Raw genomic sequence first — 24,527 nt, forward strand, 5'->3', positions numbered from 1 at the left:
AAGATGATTATTCATCATCTTCTAACATTTTTAATTCTTTTTCACCTGTGATAAATTTTAAGATTTCTGTAGCAGCTTCTTTAGGTCCATTATGTTCATTACCTTTAATTCCTAAACGTGTACGTAATTGTCCAACCTTAACACCTTGATCAAACATACGTTGGAAATAATCTTGTAATAATGGTTCACATTGATCTTGTCTTTGAACAGGACCAAATGGATTTGCAAAGTAGCTTCCTACTAAACCATATTCAGTTGTAGTTCCTTTAGCCATACGGTTACCAGCTCTAAATACTTTAAGAGCATCATCAACATTATCAAAGAAACTTAATGACTCACCATCTTCTTCATAGTTATTAGCATATAAGAACATATCAACATCATGTTTAGCAACAACATCTTTATATTCTGTAATTGGAATAACGATACGTGCATTCACTTTATCTGGATTCATGAAAACAGATCTATCTAATTCTTTAAAACTATAACCAGCATCTAAATCATCAAGTCTTACGAAAGCCCCAATTTCTGTACCTGATGTTTTAACTGTTCCTTTTTCATCTAATGATAATAATCCCATATCATCATAAACAGTGATTAATTCTCTAATGTAAGCAGCCCCATAAACTTTAATTTGTTCAATTGTTTCAGACTTACCAGCACCACTATCACCCATAACAACAATATTTTTTGTTTCTCCACTTTGTAAAGTAATTTGTACCATTGCTCCATGGATTGGAAGTTGTTTTTTATTAATTTTTCTTACATTGTGTAATGTAAGCATCATTTTCTTCATATAACCAAAATAATCAAATTCATCATTTGCTGAAAGTAAAGCAACCATCATATCATTTTCATCATCTTGATAGAAATATTGATGTTTTTTACCATCTTCATAACCATAAACATAGATCATATCTGGTTTTCTATTACGATATTCTTCTTCTGTTGCTAATTGGAATAAGTTACATAAAGTAACCCCTTGTGCCATATAAGCGACATTGAAATAAACAAAACATAATAAGTCTCCTACTTTTGCAGGATAACAGAACCATTGATCTGGATCAAATTTTAAATCTTCAAGTGGGTTTCTCTTTGTTTCAGGGAAAACCCCATCTCTTTTATTACGTTTTGAATATGTAATAAAAGGTGGATGAATAATAACTGATTCAATAAATGGAATATTGTCTAAACAACGATATTCATATGGTAAAAATGAACGCATATTTGAAACACGTAAACCAGCATTAACACCAGCAGTGATTTGACGTAAAACATTTTCACTTTGTCCAATACATTTATTTTTAATTGATCGATATACTGATAAAACAAGTGCTTCAAAATTAGCTTGTGCATCAGCGAATTGAACGTTTTGATATCCCCCTCTTGATTCTTCGTTATAAACCACACTGTAACGTTGTAAACGACGCCAGAATAAATAGATATCTTCAATCACTTGTGTAAATTCATCCATATCTCTAAAATATGGAGCAAATTTAGGATAAATTGAAGCTAATTCCTTAGGATCCATAACGAGTAATAATCTAAAAACCGTTCTCAAATCATCAACAATATCAATACTTTCTTTTTGTACTTCTCTCAAGTATTCATAAGCTGTTGTTTTCTTTCTTTTGATATCGTGTACATACCCTTTAAGTACACGTGCAAAAGATTCGCTTTCAATCAACTCACAACGTGATTGACAGTATTCTTCTGAAAAGTTAAGAATTGCATTTCCTCTAGTAATTTTAAATTTATATGACATTTTATCATCCTTTCCACCAATAAGATTCCCCATACATTGCCTTATTGATTGACATTATCTTACCATAAATTTTTTTACAAGCAAAATAAAAACATTAAAAATATGACTTATTTTTTGATTTTTTTACTTAAAATTATACAATTAAGATTTATTTATTACATAGATATTTTTTTATTGCATATCTATACAAAAAAAGACTCCTATAAAGGAATCTTAAAAAACACTTTACCAATGACATCTTCATCAAAATCAAAATAACCCAACTTTCTAGAATCTAAAGAATGATTACGATTATCACCCATGACAAATACTTTCCCTTTAGGAATATCTATAGAAATATCTTCCGTATTCATCTTTTCCTTAATATAGTTTTCTTTTAGTTTTTTTCCATTGATATAAACTTCATTATTTTTAATATCTAGATGATCTCCACCTACAGCAATAACTCTTTTAATAATAAGTGTATCCTCTAAGCCATCATCATAATCAACAATAATAATATCATCTTTTTTTGGTTGACTACGTTTATAAAAAACTTTATCAATTAAAACAATATTATTTTGAAAATAAGTATTTTCCATACTTGAACCATTAACTCTTGATATTTGTACAAACTGTAAAAATATAAAAGTAACAATTACTGTTAAAACAATGACTTTGATATATTCTAATATAATTGAAGTTGTACTTTCTTTTCTTTCATTCATAAAATCACCTGAATGAATTATATCACTTAATGAGATTCATTCAAATGTTTTTTTAACTTTGTAATAATTTTCTTTTCTAGTCTTGAAACTTGCACTTGAGAAATATTTAATCTTTGTGCCACTTTTTCTTGATTAAAATCTAATTGATATCTCATATATAAAATAAGTTTTTCTTTTTCATCAAGTTTTTCAATTTCTAATTTTAAAGCTATTTTTTCAAACCACATCGTATGATGTTTATCTTCTATTCTTTCCTCCATCGAAATGGTAGATCCGTCTTTTTCATAGATTGGCTCAGATAATGATGTTGGATAATAAGAAGCATCTATAGCCTCTACTACATCCATAACATCTACTTCTAATTCTTTTGCTATTTCTTGAACCGTCGGTTCATAGCCATAAAGTGTAATCAACTTTTCTTTCGTTTTATTAATTTTTAAATTAAGTTCTTTTAATGATCTAGATACTTTAATTGTACCATCATCCCTAAAATATCTCTTAATTTCCCCCATAATAATAGGAACAGCATACGTAGAAAATTGTACACCATAATGAACATCAAAATTATTAATCGCTTTCATAAGTCCAATACATCCTATTTGAAATAGATCTTCTTTATCATAATAATTATTTTTAAAGCGATGAACGATTGACCATACAAGTCCTAAGTTATTTTTAACAATAAGTTCTTTAGCACTTTGATCCCCTTTTTGCGCTAATTCAATACTCTTTAAAACATCTTCTCTAGTCATGAACAATTCTTTTTTTCATCATAAGTCGAGTTCCTAAATCCAAAGAAGATTCAATAGTCATTTCATCACATAAAGCTTCAATAATGCTTAACCCCATTCCTGCATGCTCTAATTCTTTTTTAGAAGAAAACATCGGTTGTTTGGCCTTTTCAATATCTTGTATTCCTTTTCCTTTATCAATCACATAAATTGTCAACATATCATCTTCAATAAATGCTTTGACTTTAACTAAACAGCCTCTATCACCATTGTAGCCATGAATAATAGCATTAGAAACAGCTTCTCCCACAATAGTTTTAATCTCTACGATTTCATCAATCGTAGGATTTAAACAAACAACAAAAGAAGCAATACATGTCCTTACAAACGGTTCATTTTCTAGAGCCGCACTAAAAGACAATGACATTTCATTGGTCATATTTGAGCCTCCTTTATATATTCCATAATTTCAAACAAACCACTTAACTCAAAGACCTTATAAGCCGTATTAGACAATCTACTTAAAAATAATTTTCTTCCTTCTTTTGACAATTGTTGATATCTTCCTAAAACAAGTCCTACACCTGCACTATCTATAAATGTTGTATGTTTAAAGTCAAAAATAACGTCTTGATCATTCATAGCAAGAATAACATTTAATTTATTGCGATAATATGACACATTATAACCATCTATTTCTCCATAAAATGAAATGATTAATTGATCATCTTTTATTTTATATTCCATTTTATTTTTCATTTTTTCATCTCCTTACAAGCATCTTAGCTCATCTTAAAAATAAAAAAAATAGATTCGACAAAACTAGAAATAAAGACAAAAAAAGAGTCTAAATCAGCGATTTATAGACTCTCATTAACTTATTTAAAAAATTCATTTTTTCTACATTTTTTTCTAAATATACAGGATAACTTGCAACCCTTTTACCCTGTTTGGTTAAAACCAAGTCACCTATTTCTTCATTTTTAGAAATAGGCAATTTAATATCATGATAATTGATTTTTGCCTTTACCTTAGAAGTATTTGCCTTATCATTTAAATAATAAATATCCTCTAAACTAATAACATTTACTTCTTGTTCAATTAAATCTTTCATCTTTAAAGTATCAAGAATTTCACCTTTTTGATAAAGTTTAACTTGTTGATATTTAGAAAAGCCATAATTCAATAAACCTTTCATATCTTCATTTCTCGTTTGTGGCTTATCTTCATTCATTAAAACTCCTATTAATCTCAAATTATTTTTTTTGCATGTTGTTACAATACAATACCCTGCTTCTTTAGTATAACCCGTTTTTAAACCATCTACACCTTGATATTGTTTTAAAAGTTTATTTGTATTGACCAACCAAAACTTTTGCTGATTTTTTTCTCTAATATAGCTATCATATAAAGAAGTAACTGAAAATAATTTTTTACCCCCTATTTTAATTAAATAAGCTCCCATCGTTGCTAAATCTTTAGCACATGTATAATGATTAGCATCATGTAATCCCGTACAGTTTTCAAAATGTGTATTAACAAGTTTTAAACTTTGTGCTTTTTCATTCATCATTTTAACAAATTCTTGATGACTACCTGCAATTCCTTCTCCAATTAAAACAGATGCATCATTTGCTGAAGCTATCGCAACACATTTAAAAAGTTCATCAACACTCATCGTCTCATTTTCTTCTAAGTAAACTTGACTTCCTCCCATACTTGCTGCATAAGCTGAACAACTAAGGGTATCATTCCATTTTATTCTTTTTTCTTTAATTGCTTCAAACAATAAAATCATCGTCATTATTTTTGTGGTTGAAGCTGGATATAATCTCTTTGTTTCATTTTTGCAATATAAAACCTGCTGACTATGAGCATCTATTAAAATAGCACTTTGAGCCCCTTGAGCAAGTTCATTTGCATAAACAGGACTGATTGAAGAAATCATTAAAAGCATAATCATAAATAAACATATTTTCTTTTGTAACATTTTGATCGCCTCAACATATTATATGTTTTTTTGGCAGTTTATTTATAAAATAACCATTATTTATCATTTTTATAGCAAAAAAATAATGTTAGGTTAAAACCTAACATTATTCATCACCAAATGAAATACCGATAGCCTTAGCAGCCTTTACTAATTCACCATTTGGATCAACATGTTTTTGTTGACCAATCTTAGCCGCACCAATAACTTCTTCTAAAGAAGTATATCCCATTTTATCACCATTAATTGTAACAACGTTTCCAAATTTTCCTTCATTAATAAGTTCAACTGCCGCAACACCATAACGAATTGATAAAATACGATCATATGCTGTAATATCTCCACCACGTATAATATGTCCTGGATTTACAGAACGTACTTCATGATTTGGAATTACTTTTTCTAAATCATCTGCTACTTTAGCAGCTAATCCCGAATATCGTACTGGATCTGGACTGTCTTCAACAATTTTTCCAATAACTTTTGTTCCATCTGCATATTTAGCACCTTCAGCAACAGCTACAACTGTATATGGTAAGCCCATTTCATCACGTTTTTTAATCGCTTTAGCAATGTTTTCAATCGTAAAAGGAATTTCTGGAATTAAGCATACACCTGCATTTCCAGCAAGACCTGCATACAATGTAATCCATCCAGCATCTCTACCCATTAACTCACAACAAATAACACGATGATGTGATTTTGCTGTTGTTTGTAATCGATCAATAAATTCTGTTCCTACTGACATTGCTGAAATAAATCCATAAGTCACATCAGTACTTGCTAAATCATTATCCATTGTCTTAGGTACACCTATAACATTGACACCTTTTCTAGAAAAGTCTCTAGCACTTGTAAGTGTTCCATCTCCACCTAAAATAACTAAAACATCAACACCATCTTTTTTTAAGTTTTCCACAGCAACATCCGAAACATCTTTCTTAACTTTTCCACCGTGTCCATCATCTACTAAATAATCAAATAAATTATCTTTATTAGAACTATATAAAATAGTTCCCCCTTCTTTATAGATATCTTCTACTGTTTCTTCAGTAAGTTCAACATAATTATTATGATATAACCCTCTATATCCATAAACAAATCCAATCACTTCATAACCATATTTAGAGATTGCAGTTTTAGTAATTGTACGAATAACAGCATTTAAGCCTGGACAATCACCTCCACCAGATAATAATGCAATTTTTTTGACAGTACTTCCCATAATTTTCTTCCTCCATACTATATAATTATAAATTCTAGAAGAAGAAAAAACAATACTTTTTTGTAAACGCTTACAAGATACGTAATTTTTTCATAAAAAAAAGAGTTTTACGAAACTTATCGTAAAACTCGTTAATTCTCTATTTTGGTAAAAATACTAAGAAAATTACAAAACAAACATCTAAGATCCATACAATTGGTTTGATTTCTTTAATTTTACCAACACCAATCATAGAAACTGTATATGTAATAAATCCAATAGCAATACCATTTGAAATAGAATAAGCTAAGATCATAAAAATAACTGTCATGAATCCACTTGCTGCATAAACAAGATTATCCCATTCAATTCCTTTTAATTGTTGTGCCATTAAGACACCAACAATAATTAACGCTGGCGCTGTCACTGCACTTGTAACGCATGAAAGTAATGGTGAGAAGAAAACAGATAATAAGAAGCATACCCCAGTAGTAACCGCAGTTAAACCAGTTCTTCCCCCTACTTCAACACCTGAAGTTGATTCAACAAATGATGTAACAGTTGAAGTTCCTGCAACAGAACCAATAACAGTACCAATTGAATCTGCTAATAAAGCACGATCTACATTTTCTGGATTTCCTGTTTCATCTACTAAATTAGCTCTATTACATACAGCAACAAGAGTTCCTGCAGTATCAAAGAAGTCAACGAATAATAATGAGAAGATTGCTACGTAACATTGTGGATGTGAAGTTAATTCTCCAAGTCCTGAAGCAAATGCTCCTACTAATGAAAAATCAAAGTCAAATGAAATAACTCCAGTAGGAATTTCTGGCATTCCTTTAACACCACAAACTCCAGCAATAATTCCCACAACAGCTGTAACAACTAAACCATAGAAAACAGCTCCAGGAACATTTTTAGTTAAAAGTAATAAAGTAATTAAAATACCAACTACTGCTAAAATAACTGTTGGTTCTTGTAAATTACCAAGACCAACAAATGTTGATTCATTTGCTACAATGATTCCTGCATTTTTTAAACCAATAAAAGCAATAAAGAATCCAATACCTGCACCAATTGCCAATTTAAGTTGAGCAGGAATTGCATTAATAATCATTGTTCTAATTCCAGTAATTGAAATTACTAAGAAAATGATTCCTGATACAAAGACACAAGCTAATGCCCCTTTATAAGATAATCCCATACCAAAACAAATAGTATAAGTAAATAAAGCATTAACTCCCATACCTGCAGATAAAGCAACTGGATAGTTTGCCACTAATCCCATAATAATTGTTGCCACTGCAGAAGAAATAGCAGTTGCAAGGAAAACCCCTTGAACAGACATTCCAGTTTCACCAAGCATTGCTGGATTGACAGCTAAAATATAGGCCATTGCCAAGAAAGTTGTCACACCTGCTAAAATTTCAGTTTTCACTGTAGTGCCCTTTTCATTTAATTTGAAAAACTTTTCTAACATAAATTTCTCCCTTCTTTAAAACGCTATTATCGTACATCATTTTTAATCAACTGACAAGCAAACAAAAAAAGCACTTACATAAAAAGTGCTAATAATAAGGGCATAAATACTGCAGGTAAAAGATTACCAACTTTAATTTTAGTATGAAAACATAAATTAGTACCCACCGCAAAAATCAAAACTGAACCAACAAATGAAATATTAGAAATCATAGTTGTCGTAAAATAAGGTGCTAGAAAAGAAGCACAAACCGTCAGTAATCCTTGATAAACAAAGATAGGGATTGCTGAAAATATAGTACCTACTCCAAGCGTTGAAGCAAAAACCATTACTATAACAAAATCCATGACCGCTTTAGAAATCAAGATACTTGGATCATGTAGTAAACCATCTTGAAAAGAACCAACAATGGCCATGGCTCCTACACATATAACAAGTGAAGTTGAAACAAAACCTTCAATAAATTTAGAATCATTACTTTTTACTTTGCTTTTTAAATAAAAACCAAATTGTTCAATTCTTTTTTCAATATTAATAAAATCTCCTATAAGTGCACCAAAGCATAAAGATAAAACAAGAATTAAAGAACCTGTTGACTCTATTGTTGATTTAGAAATCTTTAACATCCCCGTCATCTCACCAGAAATACCAACAAATAAAACTGCTAAACCAATTCCTTGCATAATTGTTTCTTGATATCTATTCTTTAAACCATTTTTAAACAATAAACCAATAATGCCACCTGCAATAACGGCTATGGTATTAACAAGCGTTCCTAATCCAAACATTCAAATAATCCTAACCTTTCCATTTCATAATACACACCATCATTTTCAACACTTTCACAAATCTTATCGGCACTTTCTTTTAATTCTTGACAGGCATTTTCCATTGCTACACCATAATGGCAAACTTGTAACATTTCATAGTCATTCATACTATCTCCAAAAGCAATGGTATCTTCCATTTTCATATGAAGTGTTTCAACAACTTTTTTAATGGCCAACCCCTTATCAATTCCTTTTTTGATAATTTCACCATTAATAGAGTGTTGGCTAAACATTTCATGAACAATAAAATGATAATCTGGTAAAAGTGCTTTTGCTTTTTCAATATCTTCTCTATTAAAGGCAATAAAACAAAGTTTATGAATTCCTTGTTCTTGATATTCACTAATATCAACCATATGATATTCTTTCTTTTGTTGTTCTTTTAATCTTTCAAACTCTGAATTAGTGCCTTCATCACCTAACAAGGCATGGGCAAAATAATGACGTAATTCATCACTGGCAAAAGTCATATAAGTTGATTCTAAATTATAAAGAATATGATTTTGATCAAAGGCCTTTCTTGCTTTGTTGACTTCTTCTTTTTCTAAATAAGTTGTTTCAATCACTTCACCTTTAATTTCAAGATAACCCCCGGCTGAACAAATACAACCATCAAAATCATCAGACATAATCCCTTCTATACCTACACGATTTCTTCCTGTACATAAAAAAATCAAATGTCCATTCTCTCTTGCTTTTTGAATTCCATTTTTTACAAGAGCTGATAAAGGATAATTTGGTGTGACTAATGTTCCATCTATATCTAAAAATACTATTTTTTTCATGTTTCTACCCCTTTTTCAATGACTCTATTTTAATTGTTTTTCTCTTTTTTATCAATCAAATAGGGAAAACTTTTAATCAAATTTTCCCTTTCACACCACCGTACGTACGGTTCCGTATACGGCGGTTTAATTAAATTTCAATTTATGTCTTATTAAATAATAATCAGAACAGCTGACCAATCCATTGTTGATTAACCTCTGTTTTGATATCGCTCTTACCACACATGTTTTGGTCGTTACAAATTGATAATGATCTCCCATGTATGATGTTTGTCTTGCCAAATTATGATTGACTCCTAATTTTCTTAACCAGTGATATCTTCCGCTTGGTACTTTCCATTGCTTCCATAGTATCACTCTTAGTCTTGTTCGTAGATGTGCATCTATTTTCATCATAGTTCTCTGCATATCGCCAATGGCATAGTAATTTATCCATCCTCTAATCACTGGATTCAATTGTCCAACTCTTGTTTTAAAGCTCATATTCTTTCTTCTACAAGTTAGCTGTTTTAGTTTTCTTTCAAAACTTTTAACTGAATCTTTGTGTGGTATACTTCTCCATGCTTTGGTTTGTTGATTGTAATAGAATCCAAATCCCAGATATTTTAAATTATCCGGTTTTGTAATATGTGTCTTTGTCATATTGACCTTTAATCCTAACTTCTTTTCAATCCAGTTTGTGATTGTTCGCATTACTCTCTTTGCACTTGCTTCACTTTTGACCGCTATGACACAATCATCCGCATATCTTACAAAGTGCAGTCCTCTTGCTTCTAGTTCCTTGTCCAGTTCATTGAGCAGTATGTTTGAAAGCAACGGCGAAATATTCCCACCTTGCGGTGTTCCTTTGTTTGTTGCTTCATATCGTCCCTTTGACATCACTCCTGCTTGCAGATATTTTCTTATTAAGGATTCTACATCTCCATCATTGATAATATTATGTACATAACTCATAAGTTTATCATGTGGTACATTGTCAAAGAACTTTTCTAGGTCAATATCGACTATCCAAATATAATCTTCATTTAAATAATCTAAAAGTTTGAGTATTGCCTTTTCACAACTTCGATTTGGTCTGAATCCATAACTGTAACCACTAAAGTAAGGTTCACATATTGGTTCTAATTTTTGTATCATCGCCTGTTGGATAATCCTGTCCATAATGGTTGGTATACCAAGTTTTCTAATACCACCATTGAGTTTCGGTATTTCAACCCTTTTGACTGGTTGAGGTCGATAATTTCTTGTTTCAATTTGTTTCTTGATGTTCTTCCAGTTTTGATTGACATAATCTTTGATTTCTTCAACTGTTACACCATCTACTCCACTTGCCCCTTTATTAGAAATTACTTTCCTGTAAGCAATGAGCATGTTTTCCCTGGATAGAATTTCATTCAGTAATTTAGACATAACTTGTGTGCTCTTCTCCTTTCCGCTTTCTAATACTAAGTTCTAGGTTTATATACATTTTGACTCAAATACGCTTCATCTACTTTGTACTGTCAAACACGTATTAGAAACATACATTCATTTTGCACTATTTAATTATTCAGGCCTTCAGTATTCTGTTCATACCTACTATGCCGTCTGCTGACTTCTCACTATTCGTTGTTACTACTCTATCGCTAGTGAGACCTCACGGGATAAGTCATACATCTTTCCTCGTTTACCCACTGGATTTACACATTAAGATTACGGTTGCCTTTTGGACTTCATTGCTTTGTGCCAATTTATCCTCTTAATACGCCTTATTATCCAGTTCATGTTCTTTGGGCCACGATTTCGCTATTGCTTCCTCTCTCCCACACCTCGCGATGTGAAACTTGCAAGTCGCTATATGATTCGTTGGCAACTACGCTCATGAAGGACTTTCACCTTAGATGTAAAACATGCCCGTCATACACAAAAAAAGAGAGCTTTGCTCTCTAACGCATAATAATATAAGCTAAATATGCAACATAAAGAAGAAGCATGATGATTCCTTCTTTACGATCAATTTTATGTTTTGTAAACCCAAAATATAAGACAATAACTGAAAAAACAGTTAAAACAAGAATATCGATAATATTTTCAAAAATAAAAGTAATTGGACTAATTGTTGCTGCCACCCCTAAAACTAATAAAATATTAAAAATATTTGAACCAATGACATTTCCAAGAGCCATATCTACTTCACCTTTTCTAGCTGCTACAATTGAAGTAACCAGTTCTGGTAAAGAAGTTCCAAGAGCAACAATGGTAAGACCCACTAAGTTTTGTGACATACCTAAAGATAAGGCAATACTTGAGGCACTTTCAACAACAAAGTCTCCACCAAATTTAATAGCGATAGCACCACCAACAATATAAATCAAACTCAATCCCATTGAAATAACTTTAATTTCTTCTTCCTCTTGATATGTATTCATCGCCTTTTTCGCTGACATAATCATATAGACAATATATCCCACAAATAAAGCAAGGAAAATAAGCCCATCAATACGCCCTAATGTCATTCCTAAATAACCTAAAACCATTAATAAAATGGCACAAACAATAGAAAAAGGAAATTCTTTTTTTAGTGTATCAATTTGTACTGCAATAGGCACAAATAAAGCTGAAATACCACAAACAACCATTAAATTAAAAATATTTGAACCAACAGCATTAGCAACTGCTAAAGCATTGTTTCCATCCATCGAAGCTGTAATACTGACAGCACATTCAGGTAAACTTGTTCCCATCGCTACAATTGTTAAACCGATAATTAATGAAGGAATATGAAATCTTGTTGCAATAGAAGAACTCCCTTCTACAAAGAAATCAGCACCTTTCATTAATAAGGCAAAACCTACAACAAGAACCAATAACGAAATAAAAATATTTGTCATACCACTCTCTCCTTTAAAATATTCCTAGATGTTCTAATAAAATTTTCAAACCAATTACAATTAAAATAATCCCACCAGCAATTTCTGCCTTATGTTCATATTTTGACCCAAAAATCTTACCAATATAAACACCAATAAAAGAAATAACAAAAGTTGTACAACCAATAATACTCATGCATTCCACAATTGGATAATTCAAAAAGGCAAAAGTAATTCCTACAGCTAAAGCATCAATAGATGTTGCAATAGCAAGTAAAAACAATTCCTTTAAATCTAATTTAAATTCTCCCTCTTCTTCATCATCTTCTGCTTTAATACCATCAATAAGCATCTTTCCACCAATAATACCTAATAAAATAAAAGCAATCCAATGATCAATACTCGTAATATAGCTTTCAAAACCTCTTCCTAAAAACCATCCTGTAAAAGGCATTAAAGCCTGAAAGCCTCCAAAAAATAATGCAATAATAAAAACATCTCTCTTTTTTACCTTCTTCATCGATAACCCTTTACAAATAGATACCGCAAAAGCATCCATTGAAAGACCTACACCAATCAAAAAGATTTCAATAAATAAACTCATACCAAATTCCTTTCTTCCTAAAATAAAAGAGGCCCATGCATAAAAAAACTTATGCATGAGTCTCGTTCTTTAAGATTTGCCAGGCTTACGCCATGATGTTGACAAACCGCGTCCTAAGACGTGTACTACTCCCTCATTCAACATCTTGATATTATCAAAGTCTTTAATTAAAAGCAAGTTATTTTTTGACTTTTACACTAACAAATTTACAAATAAAGATAATAGCTGCACCAAGAGCTGTCATTAAATAAACAAAAGTAAATAAGGCATTTAAACCAATAGTATCTTGTAAAACACCTCCAAGAACATTTCCTAAAGTTGACCCAATTCCTGATGTCATAATACCAATCATTGTTTGTCCTGACATTTGGTCTTGAGTATCTAGATTATAAGTTACATAGTAAGTAATAACACCTGTAAATAAACCATAAGAAAGTCCTTGGAACATCATTCCAATAATTAAAACAACAAGATTTGGTGCTAGTCCAATGGTATAGTTACGACAAATATAGAAAATAGATGCAACTAAAATAAGAGTAACACTATTAAATTTCTTCATCAATTTTGGTACAGTCATCATGACTGGTAATTCACTAAAGGCCATAGCAAACATAGCTACGCCATATAACGATGTATTTCCACCTAAACTTTTAACGATATTAATTAAATAAGTTCCAATTGCTGTTGCTCCAGAGAACATGAAACAGAAACCTAAAAGTAAGAAAAAGAAAATTTTATATTTTCTAATAACCGTAATAACAGATCCTTCTTCTTGAACTTCTTCTGTTTTTGTTTCTGTAATCTTTGATTCAGGTAAATGATATAAAATAAATAATGTCACTAAGGCAAAGATACAATATGCAATAGATAAAACATTAGCTCCTAAAAAAGAAACCACTTGTCCAAAAATCAAAGCACTTGTTGCCCATGAAGCTGAACCAATTCCTCGAGCAAGTCCAAAGTTAACATATGTTCCTTCATTGATATAATTCATTGCAATCATCGTAAGCATAGGTACTGTAGACATATTTAAAGCATACATAACGACATAAAAAATCATAACTAAAAAGGCTGGTATTGGTAAAAAAGCCATCATATAAAGAAACAGTTGTTAACATTAAAATTGTCATGAGTTTTTTAATTGTCATCCCTTTAATTTTAGAAATTAAAGATGACATAAATGGTGATAAGAAAATTGTAGCAACACAAGAACCACCTGTGACGATTCCAATTTCCGTATTTGATAAACCTTTTGATTGTAAGAAAACGGCAATAAATCCATTGATACAACATCCAGTAAACCAATAAAATAAATGTAAAAAATTATATTTTGCTTTTAGTGACATATTTCTTCCTCCCTAATCGTAAAATACATTCTAACATATTTTTTTAAAGATGATGCTATTTTCAAAATTTGAAAAAAGAAAAGAAAGGGTTTTCCCTTTCTAAAGTTTTAAAGCAAGTTGAGTTGCTTCAAAGATAGCTTTTTTAGCGTCTCCTGCAAGAGATGCATCACCAATTAAATGAACATGTTCCCCTTTTATTTTTTGATAAAGATCTTGATTTGCTTTAGAACCAAAAGCTAAAACAATGGTATCAAAATGTGAAAGTGTTTCTAATTGATTATTCTTTTCATAAACAATACCATCTTGATTAATTTTTAAGACCTTACTTTCTAAAGTAAATGTCACGTTGAGTTGTTTTAGATGATCCAATAAATTAAGTCTTGGTCTTTTAGGTGCAAGTGGAGCTGCTTTATCAAGCATATCGACGACATGAACTTGATTTCCATATTCTGCTAAAACCTCTGCTGTTTCTACCCCAACAAGTCCTGCTCCTAAAACAAGAACTTTTTGATCTTTTAATAAATGTTTGAACGATAAAATATCTAAAGCACTATAGACATTTTCATGATCAATTCCTTCAATTGGAGGAATAACTGGTTTAGAACCACAAGCAACAATCACTTCATCAAAGTTTTTATTTTCTAAAAATTCTTTTGTCACATATGTATTATATTGAATTTCTACACCATATTTATGACAAAAAGCAAGGTAAGTAGAAATAGTTTTCGCTAAATCCTGTTTCATTGTAGGTACTGCTGCCAAACGATATTGACCACCTGCCACATTTTCTTTTTCAAAAACAGTGACTTGATGTCCTCTGTTAGCTAAAACCCAAGCAGCTTGTAAACCGGCAGGGCCAGCCCCAATGATGGCAATCTTTTTAACATGGTCTGTCTTTTCAATGATCCAATCTCCTTCTTTGCCACTGAATGGATTAATCATACATGAAGTTCCATAACCCTCTTCAAACATATTAGTATAAAGACATCTTTGCATACATCCTGTACATGTTAAAATTTCATCTAATCTTCCTTCTTGTACTTTTTCAGGAAAATGAGGATCACAAATAGATTGTCTTCCTAAAGCTACAAAATCCATAGCTTGAGAGCGAATAGCACTTAAGGCAAGTGTTGCATCATTGATTCTACCTACGCCAATAACAGGAATAGAAACAACTTCTTTGACTCTTTTAACATTTTCAATATTAAAACCGCTTTTTACATAATAAGAACGAATGGCCTCACCATAAGAAATATGAATCGCATCTGCTCCAGCATTTTCAAAACACATCGCATGAACCATCGCATCTTCAATACTGTTTCCACCAACATATCCTTCATCACCACTTGTTCTTACAACAACTGGATAATCTTGTCCACAGGCTTTTTTAACGGCTTCAACAATTTCACAAACAATACGTGCACGATTTGTAATATTTCCACCATATTGATCAACCCTTTTATTAACATCTTTTGATAAAAATTGAGCAAGCAAATACCCATGAGCTCCATGAATTTCCACACCATCAAATCCTGCTTTTTGAGCGCGTAAAGCGGCATCCACAAATTTTTGAATAACTATTTGAATTTCATCTATTGTTAGTTCATGAACTTTTTGAGGATTAGAAGGATTAGGTAAATTACTAGCTCCTACTGGTATAAGAGTTGTCGTCCCTTTTCCTTGAAGTCTTCCTGAATGTTGAAGTTGAGCAAAAATCTTACCATCATTTTCATGAACTCTTGTTGTAATTTTTGAAAGCATTTCAATAAAACAATCGTCATAAATTCCTGCTTGTGTTTTTTCAGCAAGCCCTTCTTCACTGACACATAAAAATTCAGTAAAAATGAGACCAAACCCACCTTTTGCTCTTTCTCCATAGTAATTAACAGCTTGATTTGTAAAATAATGTTCTTCATTTGTATAGTGACTATCCATCGCTGGAACAACAAATCTATTTTTAATTTCTAATTTTCCAATTTTCATTGGTGTAAATAATTGTTGATACATATTTTTCTCCTTTATACACTTTTTAATTGTTTTCTTCTTTGTTTCACTTTTAATTCATCATTTTCATTAAAATGATCAATAACATCCTTTAAATAATTTAAAATTGTTTCTTTATCTTTAGGTAAATAACCTGTAAAATCAACAGCACTCGAAACACTACGAGCATATAGATAAATTTCATTTTCTAAATGTTCAATAAGTGTTTGTAATTCTTCAATTCTTTCGAGTTCACCTGGCTCTTCAAATAAACCATTTTCTTCATCTTGTTTTAAAGGGGTATCAGGTAAAATAGCAACTGTTGTTAAAAAAATCATATAAGGATGAAGTTGATTTAAAAGTTTGGCAGTCTTGATTGCACTTTCCTTACATCTTCCTTTTCCAGCAATACCACCTAAATAAATTACACGATAATCTACATCTGCTTCTTCTAATTTTTTTAATTGTTGTAAAATATCACTTGCAAGATAACCTTTATTCATAAACGTTAAAGCTTCATCATCCCCACTTTCAATACCAATAAGAAGGTCTTCAAAACCTAAGTGTTTTAAATAACGTAAATCAGCCACTGATTTATTCATTAAATCTGTCACACGTGCATAGGTCGAAATACGCGCTTGAGGTAAATACTTTCTAATAAGCAAAGCAATCTTTTCAAGTCTTGAAACACTTAAAGCATAAGGATTTCCACCTGCTGCCCAGACTTCTTTCAAATCTGGACGAATACGTGATACTTCGATTAGATCTTCTTCAATTTGACTAAGTGGTGCCATTTTAAAGGGATATCCTTGATAAAAATTACAAAATTTACATTGGTTATGACTACAACCAACAGTTACTTCCAACATAAGGCTATAAGCATCTGTAGGTGGTCTAACAATTGGTCCATGATAATGCATATCATTCATCCTTTCCTTTTAATCAAAATTATAGTTTCTTTTAAATACTTTCAAATTACATTTTTTACAACATGTATTAAGTTTTAACTTTATACTAAACATGATATACTAAAGAAAAAGGAGAAGGCTTATGAACGAAAGACAATTAGAATCATTTATTTTATCAGCTGATGAAAAAAGTTTTTCTAAAGCAGCAACAAAATCTTATATTTCAACTCCTGCTTTAGTTCAACAAATTAATTTACTCGAAAAAAGTATTGGCTTTAAGCTTTTTAAAAGAGGTCATCAAGGAATTACTTTAACGCCATCAGGTGAAATCTTTTATAAGTCCGCTAAAGAAATTTTAAATATTTATGATCAAGCATGTAAAAAAGGACAAGAACTTGAAAATCATCAACAGATCATCAAAGTTGCTTATCCTTTTGAAAAATTTCCACTTTTCTTATTAAAAGCTTATCAAAAATTTCATCAAGACTATCCTAATGTTTCTTTAGAATTTGTCCCTTTATCCTTTAATCAACATATACAGGCTCTAAAAAACAAAGAAGTAGATTTAAGTATTATTGCCCGTCCTATAGATAACCTAATTCAAGATTTAGTTTTTACAACGCTTTATCAAGATACTTATAGCTTTTGTATGTCTTTATCTCATCCTTTATCGCATAAAAAAAGACTCACAAAAGATGATTTAAAAAAATATCCTATCTTAGTTGGACAATATTCTTATTTAAAAGATTCTTTTGATAGCCTTCTTCCTCAAGAATGTCAAATCATTCATTTAAACCAAGAATATGATCTTTCAACCTGTTCAAATCTTCTGGTTTCCAATGAAATCATGGTTATCCATTCTTTATGGAAAGAAAACTATATGCCTCTTTTAAAAGTAATTCCATCTTCAATTAAAGCAGGTGATATTGGCGCACTATATCATCAAAATCACTTAAAAACTCTTGATTTATTTTTAGAGTATTTAAAAAGCATAGATTAGATTTTCTAACCTATGCTTTTAATTAGTCATTACCAATAACTCTTAAATCTTTTGGATAACTATTTAAAACTTTACATCCATCTTTTGTGACTAAAACAAGATCTTCAATTCGAACTCCAAATTCACCTTGTAAATAAACACCTGGTTCAATAGAGAAAGTCATACCTTCTTGAACTTCTAAATCAAAGTTTTGTGAAACATCACACCATTCATGAACATCACGTCCAATGAAATGACCTAAACGGTGGTTAAATTCAACAGTATACCCACCTTCAGCAATAATATCTCTAGCACATTTATCAATATCACAAAGTCTTACCCCTGGTTTGATTATAGCTTCTGCTGCTTTTTGAGCTTTTAAAACAAGTTCATAAACTGCTTTTTGTTTTGGTGATACTTCTTTATAGAAAACAGTTCTTGTCATATCACTACAATATCCTTTATATAAACCACCAATGTCAATGACAATACTATCTCCTGCTTTTAAACGACTGTCATCTCCACTATGATGGTTATCAGCACCATTTTTACCATAGGCAACAATTGGTTCAAAGGAATTTCCTGTACAACCATGTTTTTGATAAATTCCTTCAAGTTGTTTAGAAACTTCTTCTTCTGTTAAATCTCCTTTTGCACAAATATTAATGACTTCATCGACAACTAAATCATTGATTTTTGATGCTTCAATCATTAATTGTTGTTCTTTTTCATCTTTGATCATTCTCACACGATCAACACATTCAGATCCTAATTCAAAATGACATTCATCTACTAGATTCATTAAAGGAATTAAGAATCTTGCTGGAAAGTTTTTATCGATTCCAATAGAACATGCCCCATCAAATTCATCTGCAAGTAATTGAAGATAATTATCTGTATCACTATACCATACTTGTTCAATATCAAGTTCATGATCCAAATAAAATAAATTATTCATAAATAATTTATGATGTCCATCAATTGATAAAAGAAGTAAATACATTCTTTCACCTGGATTATTTTTATAATTGATTAAATAATCAATTGATGATGGATCGCTAATAATTAAATGCGTTAATTGTCTTTTTTGCATTTCTTTAAGTACTTTTTCTAATCTCATCTCTTTATCCCCCTACTATTAACTATTTTAATACGTTTATCTAAAAAATTAAAGAAATATAATCATATTTATTTTAATGCCTAAAAAGCATTAAAAACATAAATTATAAGTATTAGACATTATGTAAATCTCTTTATAAAATAGAATCAGAAAAGGAGGACACATTATGAAAAAACATTGGTCCGTTTTAATTTGTTGCTGTGGTTTAGCTGCGGCATCTATTGGTATTTCAATTAATTCATCAGGTGTTTTTTATACACCTGTTTCAGAAAGCCTACATATGTTAAGAGGTACATTTTCAATGCATATGACACTTTTTTCTCTGGCAACTGCCATCATGTCATTGTTTGTACCAAAACTTTATCAAAAATTTTCTTTTAAAAAGATTCTAACTTTCAGTGTTATTATTGCAGTTGTTTCAACAGCCGCTATGGCACTTGGAAAAAATGCTATTACTTTCTATATTTTAGGAGCCATTCGCGGAATGTCGACAAGTCTTTTTTCTATTGTACCCATTACCATGATTATCAATGGATGGTTTGAAAAGAAACATGGTCTCGCTACTAGTATTGCCTTTGGTTTTAGTGGTTTAGGTGGAACCCTTTGCTCTCCAGTTTTATCAAGTGTGATCAGTTCTTTTAATTGGCAAATGGGCTATCTATTAAAAGCGATTATTCTTTTACTTTTATGTTTACCAGCTGTTCTTTATCCATTTTCGATGAATGCTAAAGATGAAGGTCTTCTTCCTTATGGTTATCAAGAAAAACAAGAAACAACACAAAATCAAGCAACATCTTCATTCCATTTTATGTCAATTTCTTTTATCGCCTTCTTTATCTTTGGTATGTTGATTAGCTGTATTACCAGTGTAACACAACATTTACCAGGTTATGGTGAATCATTAGGTTTTCCTTTAACTTCATGTGCGATTTTATTATCAGCAGGAATGATGGGAAATATTGTTTCTAAATTAATTATTGGAAGTTTAAGTGATCATTTTGGTGAAATGAAAGCAACCTTAATGATGATTAGTGTAAATATTCTAGGAATTGTCTTATTAATGGTTGGACGTTCCATGACACTTCTTATTGTTGGTGCTTTCTTATTTGGTTCATGTTATTCATTAGGAGCTGTCGCTGTTCCTTTGCTTACAAAATATTTCTTTAAAACAGAAAACTATGCAAAGGCATTTCCAACAATTTCTTTTGCCTCTAATGTTGGTGCAGCTATTTCTTTATCAATGGTAGGTTATATTTATGATTTCTTCGGTTCTTATATCTATGCTTTTATCATCGCTCTTGCTATGATTTTTGTAAGTATACTCTTATTAATGATTACAACAAAAACCAAGGAAAATTAATTCCTTGGTTTTTTAAATACAACTGTTTGTGTTTTCGTATCCTTATTAACTTCTAAACAATCATCAACATATGTAATAGAAGATGATTGTTGAATAAATTCTTCATTGGTTGATAATACATCATAACCAAATTCATGACTACGATAATGCATTGGTATAACAATACGTGGTTTTATACGTTCAATGTATTCTAAAGCTTCTTTGGTATCAATTGTATAATAGCCACCAATAGGAATCATCAAAATATCACAGTTTTTAAGTTTTGAAACATCATCCATTACATAACCAATATCTCCCATATGAACAACTTTCATATCTTCAAAATCAACGATATGAATCGTGTTTTTACCTCGATGACTTCCTTGATGATGGTCATGATAGGTTTCAATACATGTCACTTTAAAATCTTTTGGTGCTACTTCTACACAATTTCTTGCATTATGATCATCATGTTCATGAGAACACAACACAAGGTTTGCCTTCAATTTTAAAGGATTTAATCCTGGAACTGAACCTGATTGATAAGGATCAAAAACAATTGTTCCTTCTTTTCCTGATATTTCAAAACACGAATGTCCATGCCAAATAATTTTCATTTTCTTACTCCTTTGCACTTAAAATCATTGCTCCTAATAATATATATTCTAAGATATTTTCTACTTTAATAATTTGTGGATACACTTTTAAAGGATATTGACTTAATGCTTTTTTGATTTCATCACTGACATCTTGACTGTCTAAAATCAAATCACTATAAACAACAATCGCTTCAGGTGCCACAATCGCAATAATACTCATGATGTTTTTAGTCACCAATTCCAAAGTACCTTCTGGGGTATTAGCTAACGTTAAATAAGCATCAGAAAGTTTTAAAGGTAATAATGCTACTTCACCTGCTAAATGATCCATTCCTCTTACCAGTTGTCCACTTACAATAATACCACTTCCTGCCATACGACCAATTGGTTGGAATAAAAAAGCAAGTGATTTATATTGATTTTGTGAAGCATAATAACCTACAACCGCCGCATTAACATCATTAATCAAATAAATTTCTTTTTCATATCTTTTTTCTAAGAGTTCTTTAAGTTGATGATTACCACCTTCTATAATCCCTGAATAAATATTTCCTTCAACCATAACTCCCGGCAAAGCAATCGAAATCACATCAATCATTTCATTTTGTAAAACAACTGTATCTAAAGCATCTAAAACATCTTGAAGTTTAATATTACTTTTAATAATACTACTATCTAAGACAATTTCTTGATGAGGATTATATAAACGATAAGAAATATGACTATTTTCACCATTAGCGTTAATTGAGACCGCTAAAATATTTTTCTTTGTTTTAATCTCCATCATAGAAGCTAATGGTTCAACATAACCATTGTATTTGTTTTCTTTATGTTTTAAAGATTCTTCTACAAAAGTAATCAATGCACCAACATTATAAGAAGCAAAAATTTGTGTCGGTATCTTTAAAACAAGTTTATTTTTAAAGACTTTTTCAACTTGTAATTTAACATAGGATACTTGTGGTGCTAGTAAAATAACATCATAGTTTTGAGCAACATTATATATTTTTTGATAAGAAGTTGCTGCTACTTCCATATTTAAATTTAATACTTTAATACCATTTTTGATTTTATCCGCAAAAAAAGCAGTTGTCATTCCCCCACTACAACATAATAAAAGACGACACATCGGTTGATCAACCATCTTTTTAATACATTGATCCATTTCTTCAAATAAAGAAATGGCATGTTTAAGTGTCTTGAATTGAAAATGGAGATAAAAAGCCATTTCATCTGTTCTTTTATTCATTACACATAATTCAATGATACATTGTGGATTAAAGGTTACATAGCTATAACAATATTCATTTTCTATAATAATTGCATCTGGATCAGTTTCACTTTGATGAAGATGATAATAATCTCTTTTTTGATTATTGATCCATTCTCTAAATACAGATGTTTCTATTTCTCTTAAAAAATCATCCATTTCAATCCCACCTTTATTGCTATTTTAACACACTATTGCACATCAATGAAAGCTCTTACAAAATTAGAAAAAATAATTCTATAAAAAGGGGCTGTAACGAATAAATAGTTTTTATTGTTTATTGAAGAGTTACGGCTCTTCTTTTTTTATTTTCAGTTTCTATTTAAAATGAGAATTACTTTTTTCAAAAAGCTGACGCACTTAAAAAGAACTAACCCTTTTCTTAAAAAAAATTTTATGCTAGTTGCTTTCTTCTGTGCTTACCATCTGCTTTTGTTTATGATATTTTCTTATATTATGTCCTATCGCTACCATGATGATTTCTGTTTTTACACCAGAATTTCCTCTTCGATGCATCTTGTCATACTTCTGGTTCATTTTCCAATCTCCAAATGTTCCTTCCGTTTCATTGCTTCTTTGAAACATCAGTTTTATTCCATCTGCACTTTTTACATTTTTTTGAACTTCTTTTTCATACTCTTCCAGCTGAAAGTTATGTACTATCGTTCTTCCTTCTTTTGATTTTGTACATTTTGATTTCATTGGACATCCTTTACATTTGTGACATCTAAAATGCATATTTATTTTTTCATATTCACTTCTGCTGTCCTGTGTTACTTTTTCAAGTTCAAACTCGTGACCGGCTGGACATATGAAGTTTCCTTCTTCTGTTCTTTTCATGTGCTTCTTATGAAACTTATTTTTTTCATTTGTTTTTTCCTGTGACTTATAATATCCTGAATATTTCATATACAGTTCGATATTGTTTTCTTTACAGTAACTGTAGTTGTCATAGCTTCCGTATCCTGCATCAGCCGGTGTTTTCTTTGGCAATCTCCCATAGGCACTTTTATACTTCTCCATGAATGGAATATATGTTCTAAGATCATTTCCGTCACTGCTGATATAGATATTTCTTATATATCCATCACTTACTCCTATTTGAACATTATATCCTGGCTTGAATACGTTTGTGTGATTATAATAGTCATATTTCATGTGCATGAATGTTGCATCCGGATCAGTCTTTGAAAAACTGTTTCGACTTCCTAAAAGCTCCATATGAATGGCATATTCCCATAACTTTATTGCGTGTTCCTTAAGCTCGTCATATAACCTTTGTATGTCGCTTTTTCTTTTTCCTTTTCCATGAACAAATTCGATATTATAATCTTTCATATATCGTTCAATTCCATCAGCAACAGCAAGCATGTATTCTATGCTTGGTTCCTTAAGAAGTGAATAGTTCAAGGCAATATTCTGTTCTGTAAAATATTTATTGATTTTCTTTAGACAGAGTATTACCTTTTTCCATCTTTTAGTTCGATTCCTGATTGTATTTGCACGCCAAACGAATGTGTTCTTATTGGCGTTGGCTTCATATTTGGTACCATCAATACACAAAACATCCGTATTGATAAAAATCTTTGATTCTATGTATTTATTGATTTCATAAAAGATATCCTCAATTGGCATAGTTAGATCATCATGAATAAATCTTTGAAATGCCTGATGAGATGGCTTCTGATTTTGAGCGATAAACATATATCGGATATCGGTCTTACAGAGTTTACTGAGCTTTCTGGTAGAAACATATCCACTGTCGGCCATAGCCAACATGATGAGTTTAAACATCATAACTCCGTCATAGCCATGAGCATTTCTATTAGTGAAGTCGACATACTTAGCAATATTAACCTCCTCAACGACTTCAATAACAGTTCTACAAATATCATCATGAGCAATATCTTTTTCAAAAGACAAATTAAAATTTAATAGCATATATGGTTGATATGCGTTATAATTCTCAATGTATTCTAGTGTTTTCATCGACAACTATTATACCAAAAAAACGGGCTCATGCCCGTTTTTGCGT

Annotated in this window: 23 protein-coding genes; 2 read left to right on the forward strand and 21 right to left on the reverse strand. The window is 30.8% G+C overall.

The window, feature by feature from the left end; genetic code table 11:
- Positions 1–7: 7 nt before the first annotated feature.
- The 17 genes from ACLVEP_RS01745 to ACLVEP_RS01825 form a co-directional block, all read right to left on the reverse strand.
- Positions 8–1,765 carry a phosphoenolpyruvate carboxykinase gene (locus ACLVEP_RS01745; RefSeq protein WP_412582411.1) on the reverse strand — a complete coding sequence of 586 codons (1,758 nt, stop codon included), beginning with the start codon at positions 1,763–1,765 and terminating at the stop codon, positions 8–10.
- Positions 1,766–1,965: 200 nt separating this feature from the next.
- On the reverse strand, positions 1,966–2,472 hold the full coding sequence (gene lepB / locus ACLVEP_RS01750) for a signal peptidase I (protein ID WP_412582412.1): 507 nt from the start codon (positions 2,470–2,472) through the stop codon (positions 1,966–1,968).
- A gap of 26 nt (positions 2,473–2,498) precedes the next feature.
- Positions 2,499–3,224 carry a SigB/SigF/SigG family RNA polymerase sigma factor gene (locus ACLVEP_RS01755; RefSeq protein WP_412582413.1) on the reverse strand — a complete coding sequence of 242 codons (726 nt, stop codon included), beginning with the start codon at positions 3,222–3,224 and terminating at the stop codon, positions 2,499–2,501.
- Positions 3,217–3,642: an anti-sigma F factor gene (gene spoIIAB / locus ACLVEP_RS01760; protein ID WP_412582414.1), complete on the reverse strand. Its 426-nt coding sequence runs from the start codon at positions 3,640–3,642 to the stop codon at positions 3,217–3,219. The genes ACLVEP_RS01755 and spoIIAB overlap by 8 nt, the downstream gene beginning before the upstream one ends.
- Entirely contained in the window at positions 3,639–3,962 is a 324-nt protein-coding gene (locus ACLVEP_RS01765; protein ID WP_412582416.1) for an anti-sigma factor antagonist, read from the reverse strand. The genes spoIIAB and ACLVEP_RS01765 overlap by 4 nt, the downstream gene beginning before the upstream one ends.
- Before the next feature lie 88 nt (positions 3,963–4,050).
- Entirely contained in the window at positions 4,051–5,193 is a 1,143-nt protein-coding gene (locus ACLVEP_RS01770) for a D-alanyl-D-alanine carboxypeptidase family protein (RefSeq protein WP_412582418.1), read from the reverse strand.
- Between the two features lie 106 nt (positions 5,194–5,299).
- Positions 5,300–6,418, reverse strand: a complete 1,119-nt coding sequence (locus tag ACLVEP_RS01775; RefSeq protein WP_412582420.1) for a 6-phosphofructokinase — start codon at positions 6,416–6,418, stop codon at positions 5,300–5,302.
- Positions 6,419–6,557: 139 nt separating this feature from the next.
- Complete coding sequence (locus ACLVEP_RS01780) at positions 6,558–7,880, reverse strand: NCS2 family permease (RefSeq protein ID WP_412582422.1); 1,323 nt, start codon at positions 7,878–7,880, stop codon at positions 6,558–6,560.
- Positions 7,881–7,954: 74 nt separating this feature from the next.
- Positions 7,955–8,668 (reverse strand): DUF554 domain-containing protein, encoded by a 714-nt coding sequence (locus ACLVEP_RS01785; RefSeq protein ID WP_412582424.1) that lies wholly within the window; start codon positions 8,666–8,668, stop codon positions 7,955–7,957.
- Positions 8,656–9,495 carry an HAD family hydrolase gene (locus ACLVEP_RS01790; protein ID WP_412582426.1) on the reverse strand — a complete coding sequence of 280 codons (840 nt, stop codon included), beginning with the start codon at positions 9,493–9,495 and terminating at the stop codon, positions 8,656–8,658. The genes ACLVEP_RS01785 and ACLVEP_RS01790 overlap by 13 nt, the downstream gene beginning before the upstream one ends.
- 126 nt (positions 9,496–9,621) lie before the next feature.
- On the reverse strand, positions 9,622–10,905 hold the full coding sequence (gene ltrA / locus ACLVEP_RS01795) for a group II intron reverse transcriptase/maturase (protein WP_412582427.1): 1,284 nt from the start codon (positions 10,903–10,905) through the stop codon (positions 9,622–9,624).
- Between the two features lie 515 nt (positions 10,906–11,420).
- Positions 11,421–12,365 carry a calcium/sodium antiporter gene (locus ACLVEP_RS01800; RefSeq protein WP_412582429.1) on the reverse strand — a complete coding sequence of 315 codons (945 nt, stop codon included), beginning with the start codon at positions 12,363–12,365 and terminating at the stop codon, positions 11,421–11,423.
- A gap of 13 nt (positions 12,366–12,378) precedes the next feature.
- Complete coding sequence (locus tag ACLVEP_RS01805; RefSeq protein WP_412582431.1) at positions 12,379–12,948, reverse strand: manganese efflux pump MntP family protein; 570 nt, start codon at positions 12,946–12,948, stop codon at positions 12,379–12,381.
- 178 nt (positions 12,949–13,126) lie between these two features.
- The gene (locus tag ACLVEP_RS01810) at positions 13,127–14,044 is read right to left on the reverse strand and encodes an MFS transporter (RefSeq protein ID WP_412582433.1); all 918 of its coding nucleotides are present in this window, start codon (positions 14,042–14,044) and stop codon (positions 13,127–13,129) included.
- Positions 13,926–14,294: a hypothetical protein gene (locus ACLVEP_RS01815; RefSeq protein WP_412582434.1), complete on the reverse strand. Its 369-nt coding sequence runs from the start codon at positions 14,292–14,294 to the stop codon at positions 13,926–13,928. Before ACLVEP_RS01815 ends, ACLVEP_RS01810 begins: the two co-directional genes overlap by 119 nt.
- A gap of 99 nt (positions 14,295–14,393) precedes the next feature.
- Positions 14,394–16,301, reverse strand: a complete 1,908-nt coding sequence (locus tag ACLVEP_RS01820) for an FAD-dependent oxidoreductase (RefSeq protein WP_412582435.1) — start codon at positions 16,299–16,301, stop codon at positions 14,394–14,396.
- A gap of 11 nt (positions 16,302–16,312) precedes the next feature.
- Positions 16,313–17,197: a radical SAM protein gene (locus tag ACLVEP_RS01825; RefSeq protein WP_412582436.1), complete on the reverse strand. Its 885-nt coding sequence runs from the start codon at positions 17,195–17,197 to the stop codon at positions 16,313–16,315.
- Between the two features lie 130 nt (positions 17,198–17,327).
- Here ACLVEP_RS01825 and ACLVEP_RS01830 point away from each other — a divergent pair, with 130 nt between their 5' ends.
- Complete coding sequence (locus tag ACLVEP_RS01830; RefSeq protein ID WP_412582438.1) at positions 17,328–18,185, forward strand: LysR family transcriptional regulator; 858 nt, start codon at positions 17,328–17,330, stop codon at positions 18,183–18,185.
- Positions 18,186–18,207: 22 nt separating this feature from the next.
- Here ACLVEP_RS01830 and ACLVEP_RS01835 read toward each other — a convergent pair whose 3' ends face one another.
- A complete protein-coding gene (locus ACLVEP_RS01835) occupies positions 18,208–19,284 on the reverse strand; it encodes a M24 family metallopeptidase (protein ID WP_412582440.1) in 1,077 nt (358 codons plus the stop codon).
- A gap of 166 nt (positions 19,285–19,450) precedes the next feature.
- On the opposite strand from ACLVEP_RS01835, the gene ACLVEP_RS01840 reads away from it, so the two are divergent.
- On the forward strand, positions 19,451–20,644 hold the full coding sequence (locus ACLVEP_RS01840; RefSeq protein ID WP_412582442.1) for an MFS transporter: 1,194 nt from the start codon (positions 19,451–19,453) through the stop codon (positions 20,642–20,644).
- On the opposite strand, the gene ACLVEP_RS01845 is transcribed toward ACLVEP_RS01840, so the two are convergent.
- The 3 genes from ACLVEP_RS01845 to ACLVEP_RS01855 all read right to left on the reverse strand — a co-directional run bounded on the left by ACLVEP_RS01845 (position 20,641) and on the right by ACLVEP_RS01855 (position 24,481).
- The gene (locus ACLVEP_RS01845; RefSeq protein WP_412582444.1) at positions 20,641–21,240 is read right to left on the reverse strand and encodes an MBL fold metallo-hydrolase; all 600 of its coding nucleotides are present in this window, start codon (positions 21,238–21,240) and stop codon (positions 20,641–20,643) included. The genes ACLVEP_RS01840 and ACLVEP_RS01845 overlap by 4 nt on opposite strands.
- A 4-nt stretch (positions 21,241–21,244) precedes the next feature.
- Positions 21,245–22,651, reverse strand: a complete 1,407-nt coding sequence (locus ACLVEP_RS01850) for an ROK family protein (protein WP_412582446.1) — start codon at positions 22,649–22,651, stop codon at positions 21,245–21,247.
- Between the two features lie 240 nt (positions 22,652–22,891).
- Positions 22,892–24,481: an IS1182 family transposase gene (locus ACLVEP_RS01855; protein WP_412582448.1), complete on the reverse strand. Its 1,590-nt coding sequence runs from the start codon at positions 24,479–24,481 to the stop codon at positions 22,892–22,894.
- Between the last annotated feature and the right edge of the window lie 46 nt (positions 24,482–24,527).

It is taken from the genome of Faecalibacillus sp. (assembly GCF_047023275.1).
Lineage (GTDB): Bacteria > Bacillota_I > Bacilli_A > Erysipelotrichales > Coprobacillaceae > Faecalibacillus.

Coding starts and splice junctions, on each gene's coding strand:
- ACLVEP_RS01745 (WP_412582411.1), bottom strand. CDS start 1,765: ATGTCATATAAATTTAAAATTACTAGAGGAAATGCAATTCTTAACTTT.
- lepB (WP_412582412.1), bottom strand. CDS start 2,472: ATGAATGAAAGAAAAGAAAGTACAACTTCAATTATATTAGAATATATC.
- ACLVEP_RS01755 (WP_412582413.1), bottom strand. CDS start 3,224: ATGACTAGAGAAGATGTTTTAAAGAGTATTGAATTAGCGCAAAAAGGG.
- spoIIAB (WP_412582414.1), bottom strand. CDS start 3,642: ATGACCAATGAAATGTCATTGTCTTTTAGTGCGGCTCTAGAAAATGAA.
- ACLVEP_RS01765 (WP_412582416.1), bottom strand. CDS start 3,962: ATGAAAAATAAAATGGAATATAAAATAAAAGATGATCAATTAATCATT.
- ACLVEP_RS01770 (WP_412582418.1), bottom strand. CDS start 5,193: ATGTTACAAAAGAAAATATGTTTATTTATGATTATGCTTTTAATGATT.
- ACLVEP_RS01775 (WP_412582420.1), bottom strand. CDS start 6,418: ATGGGAAGTACTGTCAAAAAAATTGCATTATTATCTGGTGGAGGTGAT.
- ACLVEP_RS01780 (WP_412582422.1), bottom strand. CDS start 7,880: ATGTTAGAAAAGTTTTTCAAATTAAATGAAAAGGGCACTACAGTGAAA.
- ACLVEP_RS01785 (WP_412582424.1), bottom strand. CDS start 8,668: ATGTTTGGATTAGGAACGCTTGTTAATACCATAGCCGTTATTGCAGGT.
- ACLVEP_RS01790 (WP_412582426.1), bottom strand. CDS start 9,495: ATGAAAAAAATAGTATTTTTAGATATAGATGGAACATTAGTCACACCA.
- ltrA (WP_412582427.1), bottom strand. CDS start 10,905: ATGTCTAAATTACTGAATGAAATTCTATCCAGGGAAAACATGCTCATT.
- ACLVEP_RS01800 (WP_412582429.1), bottom strand. CDS start 12,365: ATGACAAATATTTTTATTTCGTTATTGGTTCTTGTTGTAGGTTTTGCC.
- ACLVEP_RS01805 (WP_412582431.1), bottom strand. CDS start 12,948: ATGAGTTTATTTATTGAAATCTTTTTGATTGGTGTAGGTCTTTCAATG.
- ACLVEP_RS01810 (WP_412582433.1), bottom strand. CDS start 14,044: ATGATGGCTTTTTTACCAATACCAGCCTTTTTAGTTATGATTTTTTAT.
- ACLVEP_RS01815 (WP_412582434.1), bottom strand. CDS start 14,294: ATGTCACTAAAAGCAAAATATAATTTTTTACATTTATTTTATTGGTTT.
- ACLVEP_RS01820 (WP_412582435.1), bottom strand. CDS start 16,301: ATGTATCAACAATTATTTACACCAATGAAAATTGGAAAATTAGAAATT.
- ACLVEP_RS01825 (WP_412582436.1), bottom strand. CDS start 17,197: ATGCATTATCATGGACCAATTGTTAGACCACCTACAGATGCTTATAGC.
- ACLVEP_RS01830 (WP_412582438.1), top strand. CDS start 17,328: ATGAACGAAAGACAATTAGAATCATTTATTTTATCAGCTGATGAAAAA.
- ACLVEP_RS01835 (WP_412582440.1), bottom strand. CDS start 19,284: ATGAGATTAGAAAAAGTACTTAAAGAAATGCAAAAAAGACAATTAACG.
- ACLVEP_RS01840 (WP_412582442.1), top strand. CDS start 19,451: ATGAAAAAACATTGGTCCGTTTTAATTTGTTGCTGTGGTTTAGCTGCG.
- ACLVEP_RS01845 (WP_412582444.1), bottom strand. CDS start 21,240: ATGAAAATTATTTGGCATGGACATTCGTGTTTTGAAATATCAGGAAAA.
- ACLVEP_RS01850 (WP_412582446.1), bottom strand. CDS start 22,651: ATGGATGATTTTTTAAGAGAAATAGAAACATCTGTATTTAGAGAATGG.
- ACLVEP_RS01855 (WP_412582448.1), bottom strand. CDS start 24,481: ATGAAAACACTAGAATACATTGAGAATTATAACGCATATCAACCATAT.